The organism is Streptomyces sp. NPDC042002, from assembly GCF_055588305.1.
Genome location: NZ_JBVJCT010000031.1, coordinates 22,806 through 48,890 on the forward strand (window position 1 = coordinate 22,806; position 26,085 = coordinate 48,890).

The 26,085-nt window shown below is 70.6% G+C and carries 22 protein-coding genes and 2 pseudogenes; 8 read left to right on the plus strand and 16 right to left on the minus strand.

The genetic code is table 11. The features are described from left to right. Positions 1 to 44: 44 nt before the first annotated feature. On the minus strand, positions 45 to 959 hold the full coding sequence (locus tag ACZ6KY_RS32050) for a DUF3558 family protein (protein ID WP_469313767.1): 915 nt from the start codon (positions 957 to 959) through the stop codon (positions 45 to 47). A gap of 145 nt (positions 960 to 1,104) precedes the next feature. After that, a complete protein-coding gene (locus tag ACZ6KY_RS32055) occupies positions 1,105 to 1,941 on the minus strand; it encodes a DUF3558 domain-containing protein (RefSeq protein WP_469313768.1) in 837 nt (278 codons plus the stop codon). A 201-nt stretch (positions 1,942 to 2,142) separates the two neighbouring features. Here ACZ6KY_RS32055 and ACZ6KY_RS32060 point away from each other — a divergent pair, with 201 nt between their 5' ends. Next, the gene (locus ACZ6KY_RS32060) at positions 2,143 to 3,336 is read left to right on the plus strand and encodes an RtcB family protein (RefSeq protein ID WP_469313769.1); all 1,194 of its coding nucleotides are present in this window, start codon (positions 2,143 to 2,145) and stop codon (positions 3,334 to 3,336) included. Between the two features lie 108 nt (positions 3,337 to 3,444). Here ACZ6KY_RS32060 and ACZ6KY_RS32065 read toward each other — a convergent pair whose 3' ends face one another. Genes ACZ6KY_RS32065 through ACZ6KY_RS32075 form a run of 3 tightly spaced genes read right to left on the minus strand, consistent with a single transcriptional unit; the run spans position 3,445 to position 4,784 of the window. After that, the gene (locus tag ACZ6KY_RS32065) at positions 3,445 to 3,618 is read right to left on the minus strand and encodes a hypothetical protein (protein WP_469313770.1); all 174 of its coding nucleotides are present in this window, start codon (positions 3,616 to 3,618) and stop codon (positions 3,445 to 3,447) included. Continuing rightward, positions 3,618 to 4,385 (minus strand): SDR family NAD(P)-dependent oxidoreductase, encoded by a 768-nt coding sequence (locus ACZ6KY_RS32070; RefSeq protein ID WP_469313771.1) that lies wholly within the window; start codon positions 4,383 to 4,385, stop codon positions 3,618 to 3,620. Before ACZ6KY_RS32070 ends, ACZ6KY_RS32065 begins: the two co-directional genes overlap by 1 nt. A gap of 60 nt (positions 4,386 to 4,445) precedes the next feature. Continuing rightward, the gene (locus tag ACZ6KY_RS32075; RefSeq protein ID WP_469313772.1) at positions 4,446 to 4,784 is read right to left on the minus strand and encodes a YnfA family protein; all 339 of its coding nucleotides are present in this window, start codon (positions 4,782 to 4,784) and stop codon (positions 4,446 to 4,448) included. Positions 4,785 to 5,137: 353 nt separating this feature from the next. Here ACZ6KY_RS32075 and ACZ6KY_RS32080 point away from each other — a divergent pair, with 353 nt between their 5' ends. Beyond that, on the plus strand, positions 5,138 to 5,641 hold the full coding sequence (locus ACZ6KY_RS32080) for a MarR family winged helix-turn-helix transcriptional regulator (RefSeq protein WP_469313773.1): 504 nt from the start codon (positions 5,138 to 5,140) through the stop codon (positions 5,639 to 5,641). Positions 5,642 to 5,863: 222 nt separating this feature from the next. Here ACZ6KY_RS32080 and ACZ6KY_RS32085 read toward each other — a convergent pair whose 3' ends face one another. From ACZ6KY_RS32085 to ACZ6KY_RS32125, 9 genes and pseudogenes are all read right to left on the minus strand, one after another. Beyond that, complete coding sequence (locus tag ACZ6KY_RS32085; protein ID WP_469313774.1) at positions 5,864 to 7,282, minus strand: MFS transporter; 1,419 nt, start codon at positions 7,280 to 7,282, stop codon at positions 5,864 to 5,866. 44 nt (positions 7,283 to 7,326) lie between these two features. After that, positions 7,327 to 7,590 (minus strand): annotated as a pseudogene (locus tag ACZ6KY_RS32090) (helix-turn-helix domain-containing protein); the annotation flags it as partial. Positions 7,591 to 7,940: 350 nt separating this feature from the next. Further along, positions 7,941 to 9,401, minus strand: coding sequence for a sensor histidine kinase (locus tag ACZ6KY_RS32095; protein WP_469313775.1), 1,461 nt, complete (start codon positions 9,399 to 9,401; stop codon positions 7,941 to 7,943). Beyond that, positions 9,402 to 10,124 carry a response regulator transcription factor gene (locus ACZ6KY_RS32100; protein WP_469313776.1) on the minus strand — a complete coding sequence of 241 codons (723 nt, stop codon included), beginning with the start codon at positions 10,122 to 10,124 and terminating at the stop codon, positions 9,402 to 9,404. It abuts the gene before it with no gap. A 144-nt stretch (positions 10,125 to 10,268) separates the two neighbouring features. Continuing rightward, positions 10,269 to 12,227, minus strand: a complete 1,959-nt coding sequence (locus ACZ6KY_RS32105; RefSeq protein ID WP_469313777.1) for an APC family permease — start codon at positions 12,225 to 12,227, stop codon at positions 10,269 to 10,271. Between the two features lie 187 nt (positions 12,228 to 12,414). Then, positions 12,415 to 12,714, minus strand: coding sequence for a hypothetical protein (locus ACZ6KY_RS32110; protein ID WP_469313778.1), 300 nt, complete (start codon positions 12,712 to 12,714; stop codon positions 12,415 to 12,417). A gap of 26 nt (positions 12,715 to 12,740) precedes the next feature. Then, positions 12,741 to 13,220, minus strand: a pseudogene (locus ACZ6KY_RS32115) (cation:proton antiporter domain-containing protein); the annotation flags it as partial. A 280-nt stretch (positions 13,221 to 13,500) separates the two neighbouring features. Continuing rightward, positions 13,501 to 15,480 (minus strand): APC family permease, encoded by a 1,980-nt coding sequence (locus ACZ6KY_RS32120; protein ID WP_469313826.1) that lies wholly within the window; start codon positions 15,478 to 15,480, stop codon positions 13,501 to 13,503. A gap of 93 nt (positions 15,481 to 15,573) precedes the next feature. Further along, on the minus strand, positions 15,574 to 16,125 hold the full coding sequence (locus ACZ6KY_RS32125) for a hypothetical protein (protein WP_469313779.1): 552 nt from the start codon (positions 16,123 to 16,125) through the stop codon (positions 15,574 to 15,576). A gap of 243 nt (positions 16,126 to 16,368) precedes the next feature. Here ACZ6KY_RS32125 and ACZ6KY_RS32130 point away from each other — a divergent pair, with 243 nt between their 5' ends. From ACZ6KY_RS32130 to ACZ6KY_RS32155, 6 genes are all read left to right on the plus strand, one after another. Beyond that, a complete protein-coding gene (locus ACZ6KY_RS32130; protein ID WP_469313780.1) occupies positions 16,369 to 18,204 on the plus strand; it encodes an APC family permease in 1,836 nt (611 codons plus the stop codon). A 260-nt stretch (positions 18,205 to 18,464) separates the two neighbouring features. Continuing rightward, a complete protein-coding gene (gene kdpF / locus ACZ6KY_RS32135) occupies positions 18,465 to 18,554 on the plus strand; it encodes a K(+)-transporting ATPase subunit F (protein WP_033264828.1) in 90 nt (29 codons plus the stop codon). Positions 18,555 to 18,586: 32 nt separating this feature from the next. Beyond that, positions 18,587 to 20,251, plus strand: a complete 1,665-nt coding sequence (gene kdpA / locus ACZ6KY_RS32140) for a potassium-transporting ATPase subunit KdpA (protein WP_469313827.1) — start codon at positions 18,587 to 18,589, stop codon at positions 20,249 to 20,251. Next, entirely contained in the window at positions 20,248 to 22,380 is a 2,133-nt protein-coding gene (gene kdpB, locus ACZ6KY_RS32145; RefSeq protein WP_469313781.1) for a potassium-transporting ATPase subunit KdpB, read from the plus strand. The genes kdpA and kdpB overlap by 4 nt, the downstream gene beginning before the upstream one ends. A gap of 24 nt (positions 22,381 to 22,404) precedes the next feature. After that, positions 22,405 to 23,073 carry a potassium-transporting ATPase subunit C gene (locus ACZ6KY_RS32150; RefSeq protein ID WP_469313782.1) on the plus strand — a complete coding sequence of 223 codons (669 nt, stop codon included), beginning with the start codon at positions 22,405 to 22,407 and terminating at the stop codon, positions 23,071 to 23,073. 219 nt (positions 23,074 to 23,292) lie between these two features. Beyond that, a complete protein-coding gene (locus tag ACZ6KY_RS32155) occupies positions 23,293 to 23,976 on the plus strand; it encodes a response regulator (protein WP_469313783.1) in 684 nt (227 codons plus the stop codon). Positions 23,977 to 24,048: 72 nt separating this feature from the next. Here the strand turns inward: ACZ6KY_RS32155 and ACZ6KY_RS32160 are convergent, their stop codons facing one another. Both ACZ6KY_RS32160 and ACZ6KY_RS32165 read right to left on the minus strand, forming a co-directional pair. Then, entirely contained in the window at positions 24,049 to 24,747 is a 699-nt protein-coding gene (locus tag ACZ6KY_RS32160) for a class F sortase (RefSeq protein ID WP_469313784.1), read from the minus strand. Between the two features lie 270 nt (positions 24,748 to 25,017). Continuing rightward, complete coding sequence (locus ACZ6KY_RS32165; protein WP_469313785.1) at positions 25,018 to 25,623, minus strand: hypothetical protein; 606 nt, start codon at positions 25,621 to 25,623, stop codon at positions 25,018 to 25,020. Between the last annotated feature and the right edge of the window lie 462 nt (positions 25,624 to 26,085).

Below are 26,085 nucleotides of genomic sequence, written 5' to 3' on the forward strand. Positions count from 1 at the left end.
CTGCCGGAGCCGTGACTTGAGCCCCGGATCCGGTCGAAACCGGGTCAGCTCCTCTTTTCCGCCGACTGCGACGGCGAGGCGCTCTCGGAGCCCGCCTTGGCGGCGGTCTTGGACGTGCTCTTGGCGGCGCTCCTGGACGGCGAGGCCGACGGAGCCTTGGAGGCGGACGGAGCCTTCGACGAGGAGGCCGGATCCGGCGAGGCCGCGCTCACCGCGCCGCCGTCCTTGTTCGCGGCGGACACCGCGGCCACCGCCTCCTTCGTGGCCTTCTCGGCCGCCTTCAGCAGGCCGGCCGCGTCCGGGGTCTTCTCACCCGCGAGACCGGCACCGTTGTAGTCGAGCGTGACGACCACGTTCTCGACGCGCGCCACGATCGTCTGCTGCTTGAAGGAGCCTTCCTTCTTCTTCAGGCCGTACCGTACGGCCGTCGCCTCGTCGCCCGTCCCGGCGACCTGCTCCGCTTTGGTGCCCAGCGCGCCCGTCACCGACTGCGCGCCGGCGACCTGCTTCTGGAAGTAATCGTGCGCCTGCTCGTTGCCCGTGCCGCGCGCGTCCGAATCGAAACGCAGCAGAGCCACGTTCAGCCAGCGGAACTGAGAGCCCTTCACCCCGTTGTTGTCGAGGCTGCTCCAGTTGCAGTTGCCGCGCTGCGCCGGATCGTCCAGCTTGCCGGACTTGCCCGACTTGGAGCCCTTCGGGACCAGTTCGTCCAGTGTCTTCTGCGACAGCACCGTGCACGGCTTGGGCAGCGTCGGGTACGCGGCGGGCTGGACGGCGGGGGTCTTGGACACGGACACCGTCGGCCCCGGGGCCGCGTTCGCGCTCTTCTGCGCGTCGCCGCCGGAGCCGGAGTCCGAGGAACAGCCCGCGGCGACGAGCATCGCCGGGACGGCTGCTGCGCTGACAAGGATGCGGGTGAGTCGCGGTTCTCGGCCTACTCGCTGTACTGGTCGGTGCATGGTTCCTTCGCTCGTGGCTCGTGGTACGGCCGCACATGGGGCGTGCGACCGGTCGGGTCCGAGGGGCCACGGTACGCGGTGGGGCGCCCGGGCGGTTCCCGTTCGGGGGGTTTGCGCCAGGGCGCCCCCAGGGGCCGCGGGGTTGCTAGCTGTTGAGCCTGGAGGCCAGCTTCTGGGCCAGTTTCCGCGCGCTGTCCTGCATTTCCTTGCTGTCCGGGGCGGTCGCGGAAGTCGTCGGCTGCTCGGCGTATTCGATCGTCACGATCACGTTGGACGTGCGGAACACCACAGTCACCGTGCGCTGCTGGGCCGTCGACGAGCCGGTGCTCAGCTTGTCGTCGATGTACGCCTCGTCGCCCAGATCGTCGAGGACGCGCGGCTGGAGTTCGGCCGGGGTCTCCGAGGCGGAGGCCGAGGCGGTGGGGGCGGAGGCGTCGCCGTTGTCGCCGCCGGCACCGGTGTTGTCGTCGGCCGGGGTGCTGGCGCTGCCGCTCGGGCTCGGGCCGGCGGCGCCGGAAGCGGACACGGCGGGCTCCGGAAGATCGGCCGCCGTCTGCTTGCCGGCGTACAGCTCCGCGGCCTTGCTTTCGTCGCTCACCGCGTTGTCGTACGAGACCACGCGCTCGAAGTCGACGAAGAGGTGATCGGTGGCGGAGGTGGAATCCACCTTCCAGTTGCAGCCGTCACGCCGGTCCGTGTCGTACGTGAGCGTGGCCTCGCCCTCGTACGCCTTCTCCTGCTGCGTCTCGTCGGTGATCTGCTGGATGCCGGGCAGCAGCGAGTCGAGCGTGTCGTGATCGGCCGCGCCGCACGCCTCCGGGAGGGTGCGGTACTTGCCGGGCTGGGCCACAGGGGCCGTCGTGCCGGTGTCGCCGCCCTTGGAGTCCGGAGCCGAACTCCCCACGCCCGAACCGCTCGTGCAGCCCGCCAGCAATGCCGCGAGGAGCACGGCGGCGCCAGATACGTACGCCTTCCGCTGCACGGTCAGGCTCCTCTCGACGGTCCCGACGGCGCTTCGGCCCGGGTGTCCTGTGGTTATTCGGTTGCCGCACGGGGGCGACCCCTGGAGACAATGTGTATCGCACGCACAGCCGTGGACGCCGGTCCGTTGTCCCATACGTCGACCTAGGTGCCGGTTTTGCGATTTAAGACTTCTGCTGTTTTTCTGGGGATCGAGGGCGATATGTCGTACGTAGAGGTGCCGGGGGCGAAGGTTCCCATCCGCATGTGGGCCGACCCGGCGTCGGTCGAGGACGTCGCACTCCGCCAGCTCCAGAACGTGGCGACCCTGCCCTGGATCAAGGGACTCGCCGTCATGCCGGACGTCCACTACGGCAAGGGCGCGACGGTCGGCTCGGTCATCGCGATGCGGGACGCGGTGTGCCCGGCGGCGGTCGGCGTCGACATCGGCTGCGGAATGTCCGCGGTCCGGACCTCGCTCACGGCCAACGACCTGCCGGGCGACCTCTCGCGACTCCGCTCGAAGATCGAGGAGGCGATCCCGGTGGGCCGCGGGATGCACGACTCCCCGGTCACCCCGAACGGCTTCCACGGCCTGGCCACCGCCGGGTGGGACGACTTCTGGGGGCGGTTCGACGGAGTCGCCGAAGCGGTCAAGTTCCGTCAGGACCGGGCGACCAAGCAGATGGGGACGCTTGGATCGGGTAATCATTTCATAGAGGTATGCACTGATACGACCGGTTCCATCTGGTTGATGCTGCATTCCGGGTCGCGGAACATCGGCAAGGAGCTGGCCGAGCACCACATCGGTGTCGCCCAGAAGCTCCCGCACAACCAGGGCCTGGTCGACCGTGACCTCGCCGTCTTCGTCGCGGACACACCCCAGATGGCGGCGTACCGCAACGACCTGTTCTGGGCCCAGGAGTACGCGAAGCACAACCGCACGCTCATGATGGCGCTCCTGAAGGACGTGGTCCGCAAGGAGTTCAGGAAGGCGAAGCCGACCTTCGAGCCGGAGGTCAGCTGCCACCACAACTACGTCAACATCGAGCGCTACGACGGAATGGACCTGCTCGTCACGCGCAAGGGAGCCATCAGCGCGCGGGCCGGGGAGTTCGGCATCATCCCGGGATCGATGGGGACCGGGTCGTACATCGTGAAGGGCCTCGGCAACGAGATGTCCTTCAACTCGGCCTCGCACGGCGCGGGTCGGCGCATGAGCCGCAACGCGGCGAAGCGGCGCTTCTCGACGAAGGACCTGGAGGACCAGACGCGGGGCGTGGAGTGCCGCAAGGACTCCGGCGTCGTGGACGAGATCCCGGGCGCCTACAAGCCGATCGAGCAGGTCATCGAGCAGCAGCGCGACCTCGTGGAGGTCGTGGCGAAGCTGAAGCAGGTCGTCTGCGTGAAGGGCTGAAGCGCGTGGGGGGCTGAACTGCCCGAAGGGTCCGAGCCGTTGACGGCTCGGACCCTTACGCGTGGGTGTTCACGAGCGGCGCCTGGAACCGCCCGCGGCTCCGGGCGGTCACTTCGCGTGCAGGACCGCGTAGATCATGACGAAGGCCACGATGTGGATGCCGAAGAGGAAGTACGCGAGGTAGTACCAGACGTACCGTTCCCGCTTCTTCTCCAGGGCCAGGCGGGCCTGTTCGGCGTCCGGGGGCGACGGCTGCTCCGGAGGTGACGCCGGATCGGGCATCACAGCTCCCTGTGGACCTTCGTGTTCGACGCCTGGGCGCGGGGGCGGACGACGAGGAGGTCGATGTTCACGTGGCTGGGGCGGGTGACGGCCCAGGTGATGGTCTCGGCGACGTCGTCGGCGGTGAGGGGCTGGGCCACGCCCGCGTAGACCTTGGCGGCCTTCTCGGCGTCGCCGCCGAAGCGGGTCAGGGCGAACTCGTCGGTCTTGACCATGCCGGGGGCGACCTCGATGACCCGGACGGGCGTGCCGACGATCTCCAGGCGCAGCGTCTCCGCGAGGACGTGCTCGGCGTGCTTGGCGGCCACGTAGCCACCGCCGCCCTCGTACGTGCCGTGGCCCGCCGTGGAGGAGAGCACGACGACCGTGCCGTCGCCGCCGGCGGTGAGCGCCGGGAGGAGGGCCTGGGTGATGTTCAGGGTGCCGATGACGTTCGTCTCGTACATCTGGCGCCACTGGGCCGGGTCGGCCGTCGCGATCGGGTCGGCGCCGAGCGCGCCGCCCGCGTTGTTGACCAGTACGCCGATCGTCTTGAACGCCGTCGCGAACTCGTCGACGGCCGTGCGGTCGGTGACGTCCAGGGCGTACGCGGTCGCCTGGCCGCCCGCCGCGCCGATCTCCTCCGCCAGCGCCTCGATGCGGTCCTTGCGGCGGGCGGTGAGGACGACGCGGTAGCCCTCGGCCGCGAGCTGCCGGGCCGTCGCGGCGCCGATTCCGCTGCTTGCACCGGTGATGACGGCGATACGGGACGCGGCGGCGGGGGTCATACGGCTGCTCCTTGGCGGTGTCTGCGTGTCTTCGGTTGCTCCGGCCAGGATAGGCGGGCGTCAGCTGCCCCCACGGGGCGCGTACATGATCACGGCTGCTCCGGCCAGGCAGATCAGGGCGCCGGTGATGTCCCAGCGGTCGGGGCGGTAGCCGTCCGCGACCACGCCCCAGGCGAGGGAGCCGGCCACGAAGACTCCGCCGTACGCGGCGAGGACGCGGCCGAACTCGGCGTCCGGCTGGAGGGTGGCCACGAAGCCGTAGACGCCGAGGGCCATCACGCCGGCGCCGATCCACAGCCAGCCGCGGTGCTCGCGTACCCCCTGCCAGACCAGCCAGGCGCCGCCGATCTCCAGGAGTGCGGCCAGGACGAAGAGAGCGGCGGAGCGGGCGATCAGCATGCGGTCACTGTGTCAGGACGCGGTTCGGGCCGGTGGGTGGGTCGGGGCCGCGCCGGTACATCCGCCCGCATCCGAACGGATCCCACCGGCGTTTCGAGGTGCGGGTGGGTGATGATCCGTCCGGCCTGCGGGCATTTGATGTACCGGCACGTCCCCGACGGCGCGCGGCCGGCCGCGGGTGCGTCGTGGTGGCCCACCATCTCCCCGGCCCGGGAAATTCAGCCTCTCCGGCGTTTGAGGAGCGGGGTCTGGGGCGGAGGGGGCGAGAGAACGCCGGTGGGGCGCGGCGCCGGTTTCGGGGGGTGCGGGGCGTGCGGCGTACGATTTTGGCTGGGCTGGTGGAAGGGGGCCGTATGGCCACGGCTGGGGAAGCGCGGGAGCGGCTGCTGGGGGAGCTGGCGGTCGTGTCGCGGCGGTACATGGCCTCGTACGCGCTGTTCAACCAGGCCCTCGCCGACCACATCGGGCTGCATCCGACCGATGTGCAGTGTGTGAATCTGCTCAGCCTGGAGGCGGGGCCGGTGACCACCGGGCGGATCGCCGAGATGACAGGGCTGACGACCGGGTCGGCCACGCGGCTGGTGGACCGGCTGGAGAAGGCCGGCTATGTCGTGCGGGAGCGTGATGTGGTCGACCGGCGGCGGGTTCTGGTGGCGACCGTGCCGGAGAAGATCGCCGAGTTCGGGCGGATGTGGGAGCGGCTGGGCGGCGGTTGGTACGGCCTGTTCGACGGGCTCGACGACGCCGAGGTCGCCCTGATCATCGGGCACATGCGGCGCACGGTCGACTTCAGCGCCGAGCAGGTCGCGCGGCTGCGGTCCGGGGACTTCCAGGAAGCCTCGGACGACGCGTCGTAGCGCTCGCGGGCTTCGACGTGCTCCGCCCAGTCCCGCACGCGCGGCTTGCGGAGTGCGGAGGCATGCGGGGCCGACTGGTCCTCGTTCCCCGGGCGTTCTCCGGTGATCCGGGTGATCCCGGTAGTTCCGGCGGTCCAGGTAGCTCCGGTGGCCCCTGCGGCCCTTCGACCCCGGCGGTTCCTGTGACGCCTGCGGTCTCGGTGGCCCCAGGACCGACAGGGCCTAGTGGTGCTGTTCCGGTGCCTTGAGCGGCAGCAGGCGTACGAGGGGGCAGCACAGGAGGGTGATGGCGGCCACGACGGCGAGGCTCACGGTGGTGGCGTGGGCCCCGTCGCCGTCGGCGCGGAAGTAGACGGTGGTGACGGCGGCGGCTCCGATCGCGTTGGCGAGCTGCTGGACCGCGCCGAGTGAACCGCCCGCGCTGCCGGCCTCCTCGGGGGCGATGTCGCCGATCGTGACGTCGTAGAGCGAGCCGAAGCAGGCGCCCATGCCGAGGCCGATGACGAGCAGCGGCGGGACCAGGGCCCAGCTTCCGGTGTCCGTGCCGGAGACGGCGACCAGGGCGAGGAGATGGGCCGTTCCGGCGAGCGTGACGAGGAAGCCGATGAGGACGAGTCGGCGGCCCAGGCGGGCGATCAGGCGGTAGCAGGCGATCGAGGCGACGACGATGCCCGCCGACAGGGGCATCAGGGCGAGCGCGGCAGCCGCGGGGGAGCGGCCGAGGCCCTGCTGGAGGAAGAGGGAGACGACGTACAGGAGGCCGGAGACCGCGGCGAAGAAGACGATGCCGATCACCAGTCCCGAGGTGAAGCCGCGGTTGTGCAGGAGGGAGGGCCGGATCAGGGGGCTCGGAGCGGTGCGCTGGCGGTGGCAGAACGCCGCGAAGAGCGCGAGGCCGGCGAGCAGGAGGAGGACGGGGAGCGCGCTCCAGCCGTGGGCCGAGCCCTCGATGAGGCCGGTCAGCAGGGCGAGCATGGTGGCGCCGAGCAGGGCGGAGCCGGGGAGGTCGACGGTGGTCGTACGGTCGCCGGTGTCGCGGGGGAGCAGCCGGGCGGCGGCGAGGAGCGCGGCGCCGCCGAGGACGAGGTTGATGAGGAACATCGGGCGCCAGCCGAGGCCGCCGAGGTCGGCGTCGATGAGGAGTCCGGCGAGGATCGGGCCGCCGACCGCGGACAGGCCCATCACGGGCCCGAACAGGCTGTACGCCTTGCCGATCTGGTCCCGGGGCCAGGTCGCGCCGAGGATGCCGAAGCCCTGCGGGATGACGAGCGCGCCGAAGGCGCCCTGGGCGAGGCGGGCGGCGACGAGGGTTCCCGGCGTCGGGGCGAGGCCGCAGGCGAGCGAGGCGGCGGTGAAACCGGCGAGGCCGGTCAGGAAGAGCCGGCGGCGGCCGTACCTGTCGCCGAGCCGTCCGCCGAGGACGAGCAGGACGCCGAGCGCGAGGGCGTAGGACGCGCCGAGCCACTGGATGAGGGCGGTGCCGCCGCCGAGGTCGTGGGAGATGGTCGGGGCGGCGATGTTCGTGATGGTGCCGTCGAGGAGGTCCAGGACGTCGGCGGCGAGGACGACGCCGAGGATCGCCCAGCGGGTGCGGGCGGGAGGGTGCGCGGCTTCGTGTGTGTCATGCAGTGTCTGTGTCACGCAGATGAATATCTGGCATGGGGTGGGGTGCGGTCAAGTGGGATTTACCGGAGCCCAGGGATCGGCGGGCGATGGGGCGATCCGTCGGTCGGGCGATGTAGTGGTAAGGCGGCCGGGTGGCTGTTCGCGTAGACCGTGGGCGGGACTCCGGCCGTCACCGTGAAGTCCCGGATCAGGTGGGCCTGGTCGGCGTAGCCGAGGTCGGCGTCGAGGGCGGCCCAGTTCACCGGGTCGGCGGCCTCGGCGCGTTCCAGGGCCTCGTGGATGCGGTAGCGCAGGATGATCCGCTTCGGTCCGACGCCGACGTACGTGTTGGTGCTCCCTGCGGCGTCGAGGGAGTCCTTGAGCAGGTGCAGGATGTCAAAACAACATCTTCTGGCCGGCCGGCCAGGGCTGGCCGCCGCTGCGGGTGTAGGGGGTGCAGCGTGGTGGAGCGGGTTTTCCCCCCTCCGCCCCTACCCTGCCCGTACCTGGGGCTCCGCCCCGGACCCCGCTCCTCAAACGCCGGAGGGGCTGAATTCCGCCCCCGCGGTCGAAGGGTGGACCGGAGGGGCTGAATGCTGTCCCGCGGTCGAAAGGTGGGGCAGGGAAACCGAATTCTGGCCTGTGGCCGAAAGGGCGGGGTGCAGGGGCTGGATTCTGCGCCCGCAGGCGCGGTCTAGCTTTCCACCGTGAAGCCGATCACCGTGCCGCCGCCCTTTCTCGGGTAGGCGAACGGGGTTCCTCCGTGGGCCGTGGAGACCTCGCGGACGATCGAGAGGCCGAGGCCCGAGCCGGGGAGGCTGCGGGCGTCGGCGGCGCGGTAGAAGCGGTCGAAGACGCGTACGAGGTCGTCGTCGCCGATGCCGGGGCCGCGGTCGAGGACCTCGACGCGGACCGGCCTGTGACGGCCGCCCGAGTTCGCGCCGATGCCCGGGTCACCGGCGTGCCCGCCGCCGGGCTGCGGGGCGGGGCCCGTCACCACGACCTCGATCGGAGCCGTTCCGCCCCGGTCGAACTTGGTGGCGTTCTCCACGAGGTTCGAGACCGCGCGCTGCAGGGCGCTCGGGCGGCCGTCGACCTCGGTGTCGCCGGCGGCCCGGACGGTGACGTCCCGGCCGGTGCGGCGGCGCGCGACGATCGCGACGTCCTCGGCGAGGTCGGCGAGGTCGAGTCGCCGTACGGGCTCGGTGTCCGACTGGCCGGCCGCGAGGGCGACCAGTTCGTTGACCAGGTCGGTCAGTTCCCGGGACTCCAGGGCCAGGTCGGCGACGATCTCCTCACGGGCGTCGGGCGGCAGCTCGTCGATCCTGCGGAGCATCGAGATGTTCGTACGCAGGGAGGTCAGCGGCGTACGGAGTTCGTGTCCGGCGTCCTGGACCAGCCGGCGCTGGTCCTCCTCGGACTGGGCGAGGCGGCCGAGCATCCGGTCGAAGGACCGGCCGAGCCGGGCCACCTCGTCGTACCCGGTGACCGGCACCTGGATGCCGAGACGACCGGTGCGCGCCACGTCCTCGGCGGCCCCGGCGAGCCGCACCAGGCGCCGGGTGATGCGCCGGGCCAGCCACCAGCCGAAGAGTCCCGCGGCGATCACGACAGCCCCGACGAGCACCACGGTCCGCTGCTGGAGCACCCGGAGCAGATCCTCGGTGTCGCTGAACTGCTGGGCGACCTGCACCGCGCCCCGTCCGCCGCCGAGCGAGACGGTCGCCAGCCGGTAGCGGTCGCCGACGACGCTGACGTCCTTGTGCTGCTCCAGCTTGCCCGCCTTGCCGTCGTCCGAGATCGCCCGGTCGTGGCTGTCCACCGGCAGGGGCGGCACTCCGTGGTCGACGATCACGCCCTTGGGGCCGAGCACCTGGACGTCGGTGCGGCTGGGCCGGATGATGTCGTCGAGGGGCCCGTCGTGGTCGGGGTCGGAGGAGGCGAAGTCGCTCGTGTGCAGCGGGTGCTCGCGCACCTGGTCCCGCAGGTCCTGCACCACCTCGGCGAACACCGTCTGCTGGTCGACCCGCACCAGCCGGGCGGCGGCGTCGTAGCTCAGGAATCCGACCAGGACCGTGACGGCGGCGGCGACGGCCGCGAAGGACACGGTGAAGGTGGCCCGCAGGGAGGACACCTGCCGCAGCCGTCGTTGCACTCAGTCCTCCCTCAGGACGTACCCCACGCCCCGCACGGTGTGGATCAGCGCCGGTCCGCCCGGCTCGTCGAGCTTGCGCCGCAGATACCCCACGTACACGGCGAGGTTCTTGGAACCGGGGCCGAAGTCGTAGCCCCAGATCCGGTCGTAGATGGTGGAGTGGTCGAGGACGATGCCCGCGTTGCGGACCAGCAGTTCGAGGAGCTCGAACTCGGTCCGGGTCAGTTCCAGCTCGCGCTGCCCGCGCCAGGCCCGGCGTGCCTGGATGTCCATGCGCAGCCCGGCCGCCGAGATCTGCGCGCTGGACGTCTGGGGTTCCCGGGGCGCGGGCGCCGGCGCCTCGTCGAAGGCGCCGTTCCCGGTGCGGCGCAGCAGGGCGCGCAGCCGGGCGAAGACCTCCTCGACGTCGAACGGCTTGACCACGTAGTCGTCGGCTCCCGCGTCGAGGCCGGCGATGCGGTCGGCGGTCTCGACGAGCGCGGTGAGCATCAGAATCGGGGTGCGGTCGCCCTCGGCGCGCAGTACGCGGCACACCTGGAGGCCGTCGATGCCGGGCATCATGACGTCGAGGACGAGGACGTCCGGTGGGGTGCGGTGGGCCTGGGCCAGCGCTTCCACCCCGTCGGCCACGGCCGTCACCTGGTAGCCCTCCAGTGTCAGTGCCCTTTCCAGGGCATGGCGGATGGCGCGGTCGTCCTCGGCGAGCAGTACGTTCTGGGGCACCCGACCAGTCTGCCAAGCCGTTGGCGGCATGCGACCTGGTGAGCGGGTCCGCGAAGGGCCTTCTTACCGGCCTCTCACCCCTTTCCGGTGTGTCGGACGTGCCCGGAAAGGTCCCGGGTCTGCGTCGGCCGGGGCGGGCCGGGCTCAGCCGACGTGCACCCGCGGCCGTCGTGCGCGGTCGGGCTCGGCCTCGCGCAGGACCTCCCGGGTGACGGGCGCGACCTCGCCCTGGCCGAAGAGGAAGAAACGCAGGAAGTTGGTGAAGGGGTTGCCCTCGGTCCACTCGAAGTAGATGTGCGGGATGCGGCCCGTGGTGTCGCGGACGTACAGCAGCAGGGCGGCGAGGGCGTTGGGGATGGAGGCGGACTCCAGGGTGAGGACGCGGTAGCGGCCGTGCAGCACCTCGCCGCGTACGCTCATCACCGACTCGAACTCCGAGGGGTCGCCCACGGTGACCTCCAGGAAGACGAAGTCCTCCTGGGCCGGGAGGTCGTGGTCGGCGCGGATCTGCTCGATCTTCTCGCGGTACTCGGCGACGTCGCGCTTGTCGGGCTCGTTGGCGACGAACCGGATCCGCCGGCTCGCGATGTCCCGTACGAACCGTTCGGCCATGTCGTCCATGGTCATGCTGGTCACCCGCAGCTCGAAGGCGCGGGCGAGCCGGGAGAGCAGGGAGACGAGGATGATGCCGGCGATGAAGCAGGCGCCGATCTTCACACCGTCGGGGCGCTCGATGACGTTGACGACGGTCGTGTAGAGGAAGACGGCCGAGATGACGGCGAAGCCGATGGTCCAGTGCTTCTGGCCGGCCTTGTGGGCGGCGATGGTGACGGCGATGGCGGCGGAGCTGATCAGGACGAGGACACCGGTCGCGTACGCGCCGCCCTGCGCGTCGACGTCGGCGTCGAAGATCCAGGTGACCAGGAACGCGATCAGGGTGAAGACGATCACCATGGGGCGGACGGCGCGGGCCCAGTGCGGGGCCATGCCGTAGCGCGGGAGATAGCGCGGCATGAGGTTGAGGAGCCCGGCCATGGCGGAGGCGCCGGCGAACCACAGGATGCAGATCGTGGAGACGTCGTAGACCGTGCCGAAGGCGTTGCCGAGGTACTCGTGGGCCAGGTAGGCGAGGGCGCGGCCGTTGGCCTGGCCCCCCGGCTGGAACTCCTTCGGCGGGATCAGCACGGTGGTGATGAAGCTGGTGACGATCAGGAAGACGCTCATGATCACGGCGGCGGTGGTCAGCAGCTTCTTCGCGCCGCGGATCCGTCCGGCCGGCTTCTGCTCGGTGTCGCTGGCCTCGCCCTCGACGTGCGGCATGACCGCGACTCCGGTCTCGAAGCCGGACAGGCCGAGCGCGAGTTTCGGGAAGACCAGCAGGGACACCCCGATCATGGCGAAGACGTTCCCGTGTTCGGCGGTCAGCGCGGTGGTCCAGTCCGTGACGAGGTGCTCGTGGGTGGCCACCTCCCAGACTCCCGAGACGGCGACCACGACGTTGAGGGCGAGGTAGATGCCCACCAGCACCACCGCGACGCCGATCGCCTCCAGGAAGCCCTTGAGGAAGACCGCGCCCAGCAGGGCCACCAGGAACAGGGTGATCACCATCTGCTTGTCGTGCAGCGCGCTGTTCAGATGGGGGTTCTCCACCAGGTGGGTGGAGGCGTCGGCCGCCGAGAGGGTGATGGTGATCAGGAAGTCGGTGGCGGCGAAGCCCAGCAGGGTGAGGACGAACAGCTTGCCCTTCCAGAAGGAGAGCAGGCGTTCCAGCATCGCGATGGAGCCCTCGCCGTGCGGGCTCTCCTCCGAGACCCGGCGGTAGACGGGCAGTGCGCCCGCCAGGGTGACGATGACGAGCACGACGGTCGCCACGGGGGACAGCAGTCCGGCCGCGAGGGCGGCGATGCCCGGCTGGTAGCCGAGGGTGGAGAAGTAGTCGACGCCGGTCAGGCACATGACGCGCCACCAGCGCTGCCCCTTGTGCACGGGGGCGGGCTGGGCCGGGCCCGGCAGTTGGCGGCCCTTGGTCTTGCCCATGTCGGACAGGCCTTCCAGCATCCACGCCCGCAAGCGGCTCGGCGGGGCGGGCTCGGTGCTGGCCATATCGGTGACTCTCCTGACGTACGGCTCTTCGAACGGTTCCGGCCATCGAGGAGACGGCGTCCATCAGCGTATGCAGAGAGTGATCCCTGGGCCCACGCGTCCAGGGGGCCCCAGGCGTCAAGCTTGCGTTAAGACCGGCTGGTCGCGCATCACGGGAGCGCCAAGAGGTGGAGTCGCGGGCTCCGGTTCAGGTGTCGGCCAGCCTGGCCTCCTCCAGGTCCTGGGACCGCCGCAACCGCCTGCGGGTGGTGTCGCTGATGCTGTGTTCGTCGTACAGGGCCTGGAGTTCGGCCCCCTCGACGGCGATCGGGTCGCGGCGCAGTTGCCGGTGGACGACGTCGGCGGACTCGGTTCCGGTGGTGGCGGTGGTGGCGTCGGCGGGTTCGGCGAGGCCGTACCCGACGTCGTCCTCGACCGGCTGCGCCGCGGCCTGACGGCCCGCCTCGACGACGCCCTCGACCGCCTCGCCGACAGCGGCACCAGCCACAGCAGGCGTACGGCGACGAGGGTGCCCGCCACCGCGAGCGCGTACAGCGGCCAGGCCCGGCCCACGCCGGACGTCGCCACGGCGATGCTCACCGCCACCCGGAAGAGCACCAGTGACGTGGCGTCGTTGAAGAGGCTCTCCGCCTGGACGAGGACCTGCACCCTGGGCGGCAGCGCGAGCCGTCTGCCGAGGGCGGTGACCGCCACCGGGTCGGTGCTGGCGAGGACCGCGCCGAGGACGAAGGCCGTCGGCCACGACAGCGGTGCGACGAGCGAGGCGACCCAGGCCACCGCCGCCGCCGAGGCCGGTACCAGCCCTGTGGACAGGACTCCGACCGGCTTCCATACCGCGCGCGGTTCGCGCCAGGAGAGTTCCTCGGCGCTCGCGTACAGCAGCGGCGGCAGGACGACGAGCCCGATGATCCCGGGATCGATCCCGATCCGCGGGGTGCCGGGCAGCAGGGCGACGGCGAGGCCCGCGACGACGAGCAGGGAGGGGGCGGGGATGCGTCACCGGCGGGCGAACGTCGCCACCAGGGTGGCGAGGACGACCAGAGCCAGGACCGTTCCCACACCGCGCACGCCGTCCCCCTGGTCACTCGGGGAAACCCTCGGGGTTCCCCGAGGAGCCCGTGTGGCTCCCCGCCGACCAGGCTTCCCGGCACACCTCTTTCGCCCCATCGGGCCAGGGCCCGTCAAGGCAGTGTCGGTGTCCTGGCGGTGTCCGGGCGCTGTCACGGGTCCCGGCCGGGGTGATGGGCGCCTTCGTCTTCGACCGGGCCCGCGGCTACCGGCTCCGTGGCCGGGGAGGCACCGGCGGCGGCTCCCCCCGGCGGACGGACCCCGCCGCGCGGGCCGCCGGCCGGTCGGCGTGGACCGAGGAGCTGAGCTGCCAGGGCACGCTCGTCACCATCACGCCCGGGGTGAAGAGAAGCCGGCTCTTGAGCCACAGCGCGGACTGGTTGTGGAGGAGGTTCTCCCACCAGTGACCGACGACGTACTCGGGGACGAAGACGGCGACGATGTCGCGCGGGCTGTCGCGGCGCACCGCGCGCACGTACCCGACGACCGGCTTGGTGATCTCGCGGTAGGGGGAGTCGACGATCTTCAGCGGTACGTCGATGCCGTACTCCTCCCAGCGCCTGCGCAACTCGGCGGTCTCGTCCGGGTCGACGGAGACCGTCAGTGCCTCCAACCGGTCGGGGCGGGTGGCGTGCGCGTAGGCGAGGGCCCGCAGCGTCGGCTTGTGCAGTGTGGACACGAGCACGATCGCGAACACCCGGCTGGGCGGCACGAGTTCACCGTGCGGGTCGGTCACCGCCAGCTCCGCCGCCGTCCTGTCGTAATGGCGCCTGATCGCGCGCATCGTCACCCACAGCACTGCCGCCGCGAGGACGGCCAGCCACGCGCCCTGGGTGAACTTGGTGGTCAGGACGATGAGGAGGACGAGTCCGGTGACGACCGCGCCCACCGCGTTGATCATGCGGGCTGTCTGGTGACGCCGGCGCACGGTCACGTCGGGTTCGCCGCGCAGCGCACGGTTCCAGTGCCGCACCATGCCGAGCTGGGAGAGCGTGAAAGCGGTGAACACGCCGAGGATGTAGAGGTGGATGAGGCTGGTGACGTTGGCCTTGTAACCCCACAGCAGCAGGCCCGCGACGATCGCGAGGGCCAAGATGCCGTTGGAGAAGGCCAGTCGGTCGCCACGGTTGTGCAACTGGCGTGGCAGATAGCGGTGTTGGGCGAGGATCGAGGACAGTGAGGGGAAGCCGTTGAAGGCCGTGTTCGCGGCCAGGACCAGGACGAGAGCCGTCGCCGCCTGGATGAAGTAGAAGCCGAAGCTGTGCTCCCCGCCGAACACGGCCGCCGCGACCTGTGCGATGACCGTGCGCTGTGTGTAGGAGGCGCAGTCGCCGCTCAGCCCGGTGAGCCGGCACGCGTCGTCGGTGATGTGCACTTTCGAGACCAGCGCCAGCGTGGTGACGCCGACGAACATGACGATCGCGAGACTGCCCATCGCCGCCAGCGTGGTGGCCGCGTTGCGCGACTTGGGCTTGCGGAACGCCGGTACGCCGTTGGAGATCGCCTCCACGCCGGTCAGCGCCGTACAGCCGGAGGAGAACGCGCGCAGCACCAGCATCACCAGGGCCAGGCCCGTCAGGTGCGCGTCGGCGGGGTCCGGCGTGACACCGTAGGCGGCGCTCTCGGCGACCGGCGCGTCCCCGAGGGCGTACCGGATCAAGCCGGTGACCACCATGACCAGCACACCGCCGATGAACAGGTACGTCGGCGCGGCGAAGGCCCGCCCCGACTCGCGCACCCCGCGCAGGTTGACGGCCGCGAGGAGGGCCACGAAGACGAGCGCCATCGGGACGCGTTCGTGAGCGAGTCCGGGGATCGCCGAGATGATGTTGTCGACGCCGGAGGCGACCGAGACGGCGACCGTCATGACGTAGTCGACCAGGAGCGAGGCGGCGACGACGAGACCGGTCGAGGGGCCCAGGTTCGTCGACGCGACCTCGAAGGAGCCGCCGCCGCTCGGATAGGCGTGCACCACCTGCCGGTACGACAGCACCACGATGGCCATCAGTGCCACCACCGCGCCCGCGATCCACGGCGTGAAGTGCAGATACGCCAGTCCGCCGAGGGTGAGGACGAGCAGGATCTCCTGCGTCGCGTACGCCACGGACGACAGCGGGTCGGAGGCGAAGATCGGCAGCGCCAGCCGTTTGGGCAGCAGCGTCTCGGTCAGTTCCTCGCTGCGCATCGCCCGGCCGATCACCAGGCGTTTGAGGATCTCCGTCACGTTGAGCACGGGCGGAGGGTAATCCGGAAGAGGAGGGGCGGGCGGACCCGACACTCAGTCCAGCCCCGACACCTTGAACACCGTCCGTGCCGTCTCCCGGTCGATGCGCTCCGACACGCGGCGCAGCGCCGTCTCCCCGCAGGTGAGGGAGCCGCGCAGCGCGGAGACCCGGGCGTCCTCGTCCAGGCGGTGCCACAGCGCCGGGCTGGCGGCCAGGACGCGCGGGTCGATCTCCAGGCGCGCGCCGAGGGCGTCGCGCAGCACGAGCCGTTGTCCGACGCCGTCCAGGCAGCGCACCGACACCAGACGGTCGGTGCGCACCCGCCGGGTGCCGAGCGGCCCGCGCGAGGTCAGCCACCCCTCGCCCGCGGCGATCCGGGTGGGGCACAGGACCAGGAAGAGCAGCGCGGCGAGCGTGAACCACAGCAGGGCGCGCAGGCCGGTGAGGGTGCCCGCGACCCCGTCGATCAGTACGAGGAGGGCGAGGAGCGCGCCCGCGCAGCGCAGCGAACTGCGCAGGTCATGGGCCCAGAGAAGGTCGTGCGCGACCTCCTCGGCCGGAGGGGGCACCTCGGCCGCTTCGCACGGATCGTCGCGGCGTTCCATACGTCCGACGGTAGTGAACCGCGGAACCGGAAGCGGTGTGCCTTGACGGGTCTTTGATGAGCCGTGGCGTCAACGTTGCGTCAAGGAGGGAGAGATCGGCGCGAAGATCCCGCAAGGGGTGCTCAAGCGGGGCCGCGGCGGGGAACAACCTGGGCGCAGCCGCACACCGCCTCCCCGCGTGTGCGGCTCCTTACGCGAACGCCCCATGAGGGGCCGCGCCCCGAGCCGAGGAGCACCCGCCCCGTGTCCGTCCTGACCGCCACCCCCGGTGCCGCCCCCGCCGACGAGGAACCCCCGGATACCGGCGAGCGCCACCGGCTCACCGCCGTCACCGGCCTGGCCGCCCTCTCCCTGGACGCGATGGCGTCGGTGGCGTACGGCCCCGAGGCGATCGTCCTGGTGCTCGCGGCAGCCGGTGCGCGCGGCCTCGGTTTCACGCTGCCGGTCACCCTCGCCATCGCCGGTCTGCTCGCCGTGCTCGTCGCCTCCTACCGGCAGGTGATCGCCGCGTTCCCGGACGGCGGCGGCTCGTACGCCGTGGCCAGGACCCACCTCGGCGCCCGGACGAGCCTGGTCGCGGCGGCCTCGCTCGTCCTGGACTACGTGCTCAACGTGGCCGTCGCCGTCACGGCCGGGGTGGCCGCCCTGACCTCGGCCTTCCCCGCCCTCTACGACGACCGGCTGTGGATGTGCCTCGCCGTGCTCGCGCTGGTCACGGGCGTGAACCTGCGCGGCATCGTCGAGTCCGCGCGGGCCTTCATCGTGCCGACCGCCGTGTTCGTCGGCTCGGTCTTCGTGCTCATCGTCGTCGGCCTCTTCCGGTCGGCCCCCGTCAGCACGGCCGCCGCCGCGGGCCACGCCTCCGTCCTCGCGGGCAACGCCGGCACGGTCGGCGCCCTGCTCCTGCTGAAGGCCTTCGCCTCCGGGTGCAGCGCCCTCACCGGCGTCGAGGCCCTCGCCAACGCCGTGCCGTCCTTCCGCGTCCCGCGCGCGAGGCGGGCCCAGCGCGCGGAGGTCGCCCTCGGCGCCGTCCTCGGCGCGATGCTGATCGGCCTGTCCGTGCTGATCTCGCGCTTCCACCTCCAGCCGGTCGACGGCGTCACCGTCCTCGCCCAGCTCGCGGACGCCTCCCTCGGCCACAACTGGGCTTTCTACGTCATCCAGTTCGCGACGATGATCCTCCTCGCCCTCTCCGCGAACACCTCCTTCGGCGGGCTGCCGGTCCTGCTGAAGCTCCTCGCCCGCGACAACTACCTGCCGCACGTCTTCGCCCTCAAGGCCGACCGCCAGGTGCACCGGCACGGTGTGCTCGCGCTGGCTCTCGTCTCGGCGGGCCTGCTGGTCTTCTCCGGCGGAGACACCAACACCCTCGTGCCGCTGTTCGCCATCGGCGTCTTCATCGGCTTCACGGTCGCCCAGGTCGGCATGGTCCGGCACTGGCGCGCGGAGCGGGGGAGCGGGTGGCGGGGCAAGGCCCTCCTCAACGGATGCGGCGCCGTGCTCACCGGCATCTCCGCCGTCGTCGTGACCGCGACCAAGTTCGCGGACGGCGCCTGGCTGATCGTGATCGCGGTGCCGCTGATGGTGGCCGCCTTCGAGACGGTGCACCGGGCGTACGCGCGGATCGGGGAGCGGCTCGGCCTCGGCCGTATCCCCGAGCGGCCGCACCGCGACCGGTCCGTCGTGATCGTCCCGGTGTCGAACCTGTCCCGGCTCACCTGTGAGGCGCTGAACGCCGCCGGTTCGCTCGGCGACGAGGTGCGCGCGGTGACCGTGTGCCACGCCGACCCCGAGGACCGCGCTCACGCGGCGGCGCTGGAGACGGCCTGGGAGCTGTGGAACCCGGGAGTCCCCCTCGTCCGGGTCGACTCAGCGCACCGCGCCCTGGGGCGCCCCATCGCCGCGTACGTACGCGAGGTCGCCGCGCCCGGTACCCGGGTCACCGTGCTGATCCCCGAGGTCGAGCCCGAGCGGCTGTGGCAGCGGCTGCTGCAGAACCAGCGGGGGGCCGTGGTCGCCCACGCGGTGCGCAGGGACACGGACGCGGTGATCTGCCGCCTGCGGTTCCGGCTGTCCTGACGCGCTGTCCTGGCCCGCTGTCCCGACCCGCACCTCCGGCTCCGGCCGCCCCGACTCGTAAGGGATGCGTCAAAGGCGCGCCGTGCCCCGTATGGGAGCCGTCAACGGTGGCCGGATCCGGCCGGTGAGGCGTTTTGCTCTAAGCGTCAGTTCAAAACCGAACCTCTTCTAGGAGTCCCGATGGCCGACGTGGCCTTCGTCGTCACCACGATCGCGGTGTTCGCGCTGGTGGCCCTCGTCGCCAAGGGGGTGACGAAGCTGTGACCGCCGAGAACATCGTCGGCCTGGTCGTGGCCGTCGCCCTGCTGGGCTATCTCGTCCTCGCCCTCGTCTTCCCGGAGAGGTTCTGACTGTGACGTCGACTGCTGTCGCAGCGGGCGGTATGAGTCCCGTCCTCGCCGGCGTGCTCCAGTTGCTGGCCCTCATAGCGGCGCTGGCACTCGCCTACCGTCCCCTCGGCGACTACATGGCCCGGGTCTACTCCTCCGACAAGCACCTGCGGGTCGAGAAGTGGATCTACAAGGGCATCGGCGCCGACCCGAATGCGCAGATGCGCTGGCCCGCGTATCTGCGCGGTGTCCTCGCCTTCTCCGCCGTCAGTGTCCTGTTCCTCTACGTCCTCCAGCGCGTGCAGGGTCATCTGCCCGGCTCGCTCGGCTTCCGGTCCATCGACCCGGACCAGGCGTTCAACACCGCCGCGTCGTTCGTCACGAACACCAACTGGCAGTCGTACTACGGCGAGCAGGCCATGGGCCACGTCGTGCAGACCGCCGGTCTGGCGGTGCAGAACTTCGTCTCGGCGGCCGTCGGCATCGCGGTGGCCGTGGCTCTCGTCCGTGGTTTCGCCCGCTCGCGGACCGGTGAGCTGGGGAACTTCTGGTCCGACCTGGTGCGCGGGGTGGTCCGGATCCTGCTGCCGCTGTCGGTGGTCGCCGCGGTCGTGCTGGTGGCGTGCGGCGCCATCCAGAACTTCGCCGGGATCCACTCGGTGGGCCAGTTCTTCGGCACCTCGCAGCAGTGGAACGGCGGCGCGGTGGCCTCGCAGGAGGCGATCAAGGAGGTGGGCACGAACGGCGGCGGTTACTTCAACGCCAACAGTGCGCACCCCTTCGAGAACCCGACGCCGTTCTCGAACCTCTTCGAGATCTTCCTGCTGCTGGTCATCCCCTTCGCGCTGACCCGCACCTTCGGTCAGATGGTCGGCAGCATCCGGCAGGGTTACGCGATCCTCGCCACGATGGTCACCATCTGGATCGGTTTCACCGCGCTGATGATGGCGACCGAGTTCCACCACCACGGTCCCGCGTTCGACATCGCGGGCGGGGCGATGGAGGGCAAGGAGACCCGTTTCGGTGTCGGCGGCTCGTCGATCTTCGCGGTGGCGACGACGCTGACGTCGACGGGTGCGGTGGACTCCTTCCACTCCTCGTTCACCGGACTCGGCGGCGGCATCACGATGCTGGGCATGCAGCTGGGCGAGATCGCGCCCGGTGGTACCGGATCCGGTCTCTACGGCATGCTGATCATGGCGGTCATCGCGGTGTTCATCGCCGGTCTGATGGTGGGGCGTACTCCGGAGTACCTGGGCAAGAAGATCGGCACCCGCGAGATCAAGTTCGCGGCCCTCTACATCCTCATCACCCCGGCGCTGGTGCTGGTTTTCACCGCCGCCGCGATGGCCCTGCCCACTCCGGGCCACTCGATGACCAACTCCGGTGCGCACGGGTTCTCCGAGATCCTCTACGCCTACACCTCGGGCGCCAACAACAACGGCTCGGCGTTCGCCGGTCTGAACGCCGACACCCAGTGGTTCAACAGCACGATCGGGCTGGTCATGCTGCTGGGCCGTTTCCTGCCGATGGTGTTCGTCCTCGCGCTGGCCGGTTCGCTGGCCGGTCAGCAGCCCGTCCCGGCGACCGCGGGCACCCTGCGCACGGAGAAGCCGCTGTTCACCGGGCTGCTGGTCGGCGCGGTCCTGATCATCACCGGCCTGACCTACTTCCCGGCCCTGGCGCTGGGCCCGCTGGCCGAGGGGCTGGCGTCATGACCACCCGCATAGACAACCAAGAGGACGCTGTGTCCACGACTACTCCCACTCGGGCGCCGCACAGTGATGTGCCGACCGGCCACAAGGACGAAGGAAAGGTCGGCGCGGGCCTGTTCGACGCCAGGCAGCTGCTCAGGTCGCTGCCGGACGCCGTCCGCAAGCTCGACCCGCGGGTGATGGTCAAGTCGCCCGTGATGTTCGTCGTCCTGGTCGGCTCCGTCCTGACGACGGTGTTCTCCTTCAAGGACCCGGGCGACTGGTTCGGCTGGGCGATCAGCGCCTGGCTGTGGCTCACCGTCGTCTTCGCCAACCTCGCGGAGGCGGTGGCCGAGGGACGCGGCAAGGCCCAGGCCGACACCCTCAGGAAGGCCAAGACCGACACGGTCGCGCGCCGCCTCTCGGTGGACGGCCGCTCCGAGGAGCAGGTGCCCGGCACGGAGCTGCGCATCGGTGACCTGGTCGTCTGCGAGGCGGGCGACATCATCCCGGGTGACGGTGACGTCGTCGAGGGGGTCGCGTCCGTCGACGAGTCGGCCATCACCGGTGAGTCGGCCCCGGTCATCCGGGAGTCCGGCGGCGACCGCTCGGCCGTCACCGGCGGCACGAAGGTCCTCTCCGACCGCGTCGTCATCAAGATCACGACGAAGCCCGGCGAGACGTTCATCGACCGGATGATCGCCCTGGTCGAGGGCGCGGCCCGGCAGAAGACGCCCAACGAGATCGCCCTGAACATCCTGCTCGCCTCGCTCACGATCGTGTTCCTGCTGGCCGTGGCCACCCTGCCGCCGTTCGCCGACTACGCCGGCACGCACCTGACGATGGTCGTCCTGGTGGCCCTGCTGGTCTGCCTGATCCCGACCACCATCGGCGCCCTGCTCTCCGCGATCGGCATCGCGGGAATGGACCGCCTGGTGCAACGCAATGTCCTGGCGATGTCGGGCCGTGCGGTCGAGGCCGCCGGTGACGTCTCCACCCTGCTCCTCGACAAGACCGGCACCATCACCCTCGGCAACCGGCAGGCCTCGGAGTTCGTCCCGGTGACCGGGACGACCGAGGCCGAGGTCGCCGACGCCGCCCAGCTGTCCTCGCTGGCCGACGAGACACCCGAGGGCCGCTCCATCGTGGTCCTGGCCAAGGAGAAGTACGGGCTGCGCGAACGCCACCAGGGCGAACTGTCGGGCGCCGACTGGATCGCCTTCACCGCCCAGACCCGTATGTCGGGTGTGGACGTCGACGGCCGCAGGATCCGCAAGGGCGCGGCCGGTTCGGTCATCACCTGGGTCCAGGAGCGCGGCGGTACGGTCTCCCCGGACGCCGACACCCTGGCCAACCGCATCTCCGAGGCCGGCGGCACCCCGCTGCTCGTGGCCGTCCATGACGGCAGGGGCGCCCGGATCCTGGGCGTCATCCACCTCAAGGACGTCGTCAAGGACGGCATGCGGGAGCGGTTCGACGAACTGCGCCGGATGGGCATCAGGACCATCATGATCACGGGTGACAACCCGCTGACCGCGAAGGCGATCGCCGAGGAGGCGGGCGTCGACGACTTCCTCGCGGAGGCGACCCCCGAGGACAAGATGGCGCTCATCAAGCGGGAACAGGCCGGCGGCAAGCTCGTCGCGATGACCGGCGACGGCACCAACGACGCCCCCGCCCTCGCCCAGGCCGACGTGGGCGTGGCCATGAACACCGGCACCTCGGCCGCCAAGGAGGCCGGGAACATGGTGGACCTGGACTCCAACCCCACCAAGCTCATCGAGATCGTCGAGATCGGCAAACAACTGCTGATCACCCGGGGCGCGCTCACGACGTTCTCCATCGCCAACGACGTCGCCAAGTACTTCGCGATCATCCCGGCGCTGTTCGCCGCGGTCTACCCGGGCCTGGACAAGCTCAACATCATGCACCTGTCCTCGCCCGACTCCGCGATCCTCTCCGCCGTCATCTTCAACGCGCTGATCATCATCGCGCTGGTGCCCCTCGCCCTGCGGGGCGTGCGCTACCGCCCGGTCAGCGCCGACAAGCTGCTGCGGCGCAACCTCGGGATCTACGGCCTCGGCGGCCTGATCGCCCCCTTCATCGGCATCAAGATCATCGACCTGCTCATCTCCCTCATCCCCGGGCTGTAACTCCTCGAAAGCGTGCTGATCCTCATGAACAACTCGGTAACCAACACAGGCCGGTTGCTCTGGGCCGGCCTGCGAGCGCTGCTCGTCCTGACGGTTGTGTGCGGTGTGCTGTATCCGCTCGCCGTCACCGGTGTCGCCCAGGGGATCTTCCCCGGCAGGGCGAACGGCTCGGAGATCAGGGCGGACGGCAAGGCCGTCGGCTCCTCGCTCATCGGGCAGGCCTACAACCTGCCGCTGAAGAAGGGCCAGCAGACCCCGGAGCCCGACCTGAAGTGGTTCCAGGGCCGCCCGCAGAACGGCCTGGGCACCAACAGCGTCAACACCCAGTACAAGCTGATCCTGTCCGGCGCCACCAACCGTTCCGGTGACAACGCCGACCTGATCAAGTGGGTCAAGGACGCCAAGGCCGCCGTCGTCAAGGACAACTCGGTGAACGGCTACACGGTCAAGCCCTCCGAGGTGCCGGCCGACGCGGTGACCTCCTCCGGCTCCGGCCTCGACCCGGACATCTCCCCGCAGTACGCCGACATCCAGGTCCACCGGATCGCGGAGAAGAACCACCTGCCCGTCGCCCAGGTGCGGAAGCTGGTCGACGAGCACACCGACGGCCGGACCCTCGGCTTCATCGGCGAACCCCGCGTCAACGTCCTCGAACTCAACATCGCACTCAAGGCACTCGTGGCGAAGAGTTGATGGCCTTACGCACACCGCGCGGGAGTTGGCGACCCGGGGAACTCCGGAATCGCCAACTCCCGAGATCGTGAGGCCGGTTCACGCGCCACACACGCCGCTGCCGTCAGCCGTCACCGTTCCCCCTCCACTGTTCCCCCTCCGCTGTTCCCCGCCCCGGCTCTCCCGGCGTTTCGGAAGGGCCACCACTCGAAGGCTCTACGACAGGAAAGGCCCACGCCGATGACCCGGGTGCTCGTGGTGGACGACGACAGCCGGCTCGTACGGGCGCTCCTGATCAACATGCAGGCGCGCGGCTACGGGGTCGACGTGGCCCCCGACGGCACCACCGGGCTGCGGATCGCCGCCGCACGCCGGCCCGATGTGGTCCTCCTGGACCTCGGGCTGCCCGACATGGACGGCACGGAGGTCATCAAAGCCCTGCGCGGCTGGACCCGCGTACCGATCCTGGTGCTGTCCGCGCGCCGGGCCTTCGACGAGAAGGTCGCCGCGCTCGACGCGGGCGCCGACGACTACATCACCAAGCCGTTCAGCATGGACGAACTGCTGGCCCGGCTGCGCGCCGCCGTCCGCCGGACCGAGGCACCGGCGCTCGCCCCCGAGACCGTTCTGGTCACCACCGACCAGTTCACCGTCGACCTGGCCGCCAAGAAGGCGACCCGCGCCGGGCGGGACATCCGCCTCACGCCCACCGAGTGGCAGCTGCTGGAGATCCTGGTCTGCAACCCGGGCCGGCTCATCACCCAGCGCCGGCTCCTCCAGGAGGTGTGGGGCGTCTCCGTCGGCAACAGGACCAACTACCTGCGGGTGTACATGGCCCAGCTCAGACGGAAGCTGGAGGCGGACCCCGCCCACCCGCGCCATCTGATCACCGAGCCCGGCATGGGCTACCGCTTCGAGGCGTGAGGGCCGCTTTCTTGATCGGCCTCGGGAGGCCGTGAGCGGTGTCTTCGTTCGTTCAGGCAGACGTCCGCCCGGTCAGACGAGGTGGGCGAAGACCACCAGGTTGTCGGTGTAGTCCCTGACCGTGCGGTCGTAGGTGCCGGCGCAGGTGATCAGGCGGACCTCGGCGTCGGGAGTGTCGGCGTACACCCGGTCGTCGGGGAAGTCGTTCTTCGCGAAGGTCTCCGCGCTGTCGACGACGAAGGACGCCGTACGGCCGTCGGACCGCTCGACGCTGAACTTGTCTCCCTTCTCCAGCTCGCCGAGACCGGCGAACACGGCGGCGGAGGTCGTCGTGTCCACGTGTCCGGCGATGATCGCCGCACCCGTCTCACCGGGGGAGACGCCCTTGGCGTACCAGCCGACCAGGTTCGTGTCGCCCGCGGGCGGGGGCTGGAGTTTGCCCGTGTCGTCGATGGCGAGTTCGGTGAAGGGCGCGTCGACCGAGATCTTCGGAATGAGCAGACGGGTCGGCTCGGACCGCGGGAGATGCTTCCCGGCCGGGCGATCGTTCGAGGGCGAGGCGGAGGACGCGGCCGAGTGCGAGGGCGCGGGGGCCGCCGCCGCAGGAGCGGTGGGGGAGGGACCGGACGGTTCGTCGTGGCGGTGGAGCAGGTTCGTGGCCAGCAGGACCGCGACACCGGCGCACCACACGACCCACGTCACACGACGCCGGACGTTCCGCTCGGGCGACATGTACGGGGTCTCGGCAGGAGAGGACAACCGGGATGCCATCGGGCACCACCTCATCGGGTCGGGGCAGCGGAAAGGACTGGACGGAAACAGCAGGACCAGCAAGAGCAGCAGAAGCAGGAGAAGCAGCAGGGGAAGTGGCAGGAGAAGCCGGAGCGGGACGAGCGGCGGGAACCGCGGGAGACGGGTCGGTGAGTGGAGTGGGGGTCGGGAGGGGAAGAGGGTGAGCTGGCCGGGGTGGGAGGGGGAGACCGGCCGGGCCGCCACGGGGTGGGTGGGCGGCGGCCCGGACCGCTATGTCGTCAGGCATGGTCAGGCCACACCGCCCTGCGCGCTTCTACGGCGCAGCATGTACACGCCCGCGGCCGCGAGGCCGAGGACCCCGACTCCGCCGGCCGTGATGCCCGACGACGTGGCGAGACCGCCGCCACCGGTGTGCATGCCGCCGTGCGGCTTGTCCTGGTCCTCCTTGCCGCTCGAGTCCCACGAGCCCTTGTCCTGCCCGGAGTCCCAGGAGCCGCTGCCGCTGCCGCTGTCGGAGCTGGAGGAACCCTTGTCCTTGTAGGTCTCCGGGTCGTACTTCTTGTCACCCTTGGACGAGTCGTCCGTCTTGACGGACGTCAGCGCACCGCCGCCGGTGTGCACGCCGCCTTCCGGCTTCTCGTGGCTCCAGGTGCCCTTGCCGTGGTCGCCGCTGTCCTGGTCGTGCTCCTTGCCGTATCCGGAGTCTTCGTGCTCCTTGCCGTATCCGGAGTCCTCGTGCTCCTTGCTGGAGGAGGAGGAAGAAGAGGAAGAAGAGGAGGAGGAGGAGTCGTCGTGGCCCCAGTCGCCGGCCGAGACGGCGTACGCGCCGGGGGCGGCGAGCGCGAGGGCGGCGGTGGCCGTCGCGGTGGCGAGGAGCGTGCGGGCAGATCGCATTTCGGAGTCCTTCCGTCAGGATCGGGCAGCTGACCCCTTGTCAGCAGAAAAGAACCCGGCCCGACGTGATCCACCGTCAAGCCGATGTGCGCGGCCCACCACCTGGGAAGCGCACCCGGCCCATGGCCGGGGACCCGCCCGTCGGCCGCCCTGACGACCGTCCGAAGGCGGACCGGCCGCTCTGACCTGCTGATTCGGCGCGCGTGCTCGGCGTCAGGCGGCCCTGTGAGGCGCCTCGCACATGACCCGATCGGCGGCGACACGTCTGCCCGCCCGGATGAGCCGCACGGGCCACCCTCCGTCAGATCCCGCTGTCCCGGCGGCTCTTGTCCTTGGCGGAGCCATGGGCGATTCATGAATGAGTCATGTCTTCCGGCGGCTCAAGGCGTCAGCGAACGCGGCCGACAAGAGCCGAACGCGGGTCCTCCTGGCACACTGACCGTTCGCGTAGAACAAGAGAGG

Bases quoted from the DNA above. Each gene is read 5' to 3' on its own strand.
- ACZ6KY_RS32050 (WP_469313767.1), bottom strand. From the start codon at position 959: ATGCACCGACCAGTACAGCGAGTAGGCCGAGAACCGCGACTCACCCGC.
- ACZ6KY_RS32060 (WP_469313769.1), top strand. From the start codon at position 2,143: ATGTCGTACGTAGAGGTGCCGGGGGCGAAGGTTCCCATCCGCATGTGG.
- ACZ6KY_RS32065 (WP_469313770.1), bottom strand. From the start codon at position 3,618: ATGCCCGATCCGGCGTCACCTCCGGAGCAGCCGTCGCCCCCGGACGCC.
- ACZ6KY_RS32070 (WP_469313771.1), bottom strand. From the start codon at position 4,385: ATGACCCCCGCCGCCGCGTCCCGTATCGCCGTCATCACCGGTGCAAGC.
- ACZ6KY_RS32075 (WP_469313772.1), bottom strand. From the start codon at position 4,784: ATGCTGATCGCCCGCTCCGCCGCTCTCTTCGTCCTGGCCGCACTCCTG.
- ACZ6KY_RS32080 (WP_469313773.1), top strand. From the start codon at position 5,138: ATGGCCACGGCTGGGGAAGCGCGGGAGCGGCTGCTGGGGGAGCTGGCG.
- ACZ6KY_RS32105 (WP_469313777.1), bottom strand. From the start codon at position 12,227: ATGGCCAGCACCGAGCCCGCCCCGCCGAGCCGCTTGCGGGCGTGGATG.
- ACZ6KY_RS32120 (WP_469313826.1), bottom strand. From the start codon at position 15,480: ATGCGCAGCGAGGAACTGACCGAGACGCTGCTGCCCAAACGGCTGGCG.
- ACZ6KY_RS32125 (WP_469313779.1), bottom strand. From the start codon at position 16,125: ATGGAACGCCGCGACGATCCGTGCGAAGCGGCCGAGGTGCCCCCTCCG.
- kdpA (WP_469313827.1), top strand. From the start codon at position 18,587: ATGAGTCCCGTCCTCGCCGGCGTGCTCCAGTTGCTGGCCCTCATAGCG.
- kdpB (WP_469313781.1), top strand. From the start codon at position 20,248: ATGACCACCCGCATAGACAACCAAGAGGACGCTGTGTCCACGACTACT.
- ACZ6KY_RS32150 (WP_469313782.1), top strand. From the start codon at position 22,405: ATGAACAACTCGGTAACCAACACAGGCCGGTTGCTCTGGGCCGGCCTG.
- ACZ6KY_RS32155 (WP_469313783.1), top strand. From the start codon at position 23,293: ATGACCCGGGTGCTCGTGGTGGACGACGACAGCCGGCTCGTACGGGCG.
- ACZ6KY_RS32160 (WP_469313784.1), bottom strand. From the start codon at position 24,747: ATGGCATCCCGGTTGTCCTCTCCTGCCGAGACCCCGTACATGTCGCCC.
- ACZ6KY_RS32165 (WP_469313785.1), bottom strand. From the start codon at position 25,623: ATGCGATCTGCCCGCACGCTCCTCGCCACCGCGACGGCCACCGCCGCC.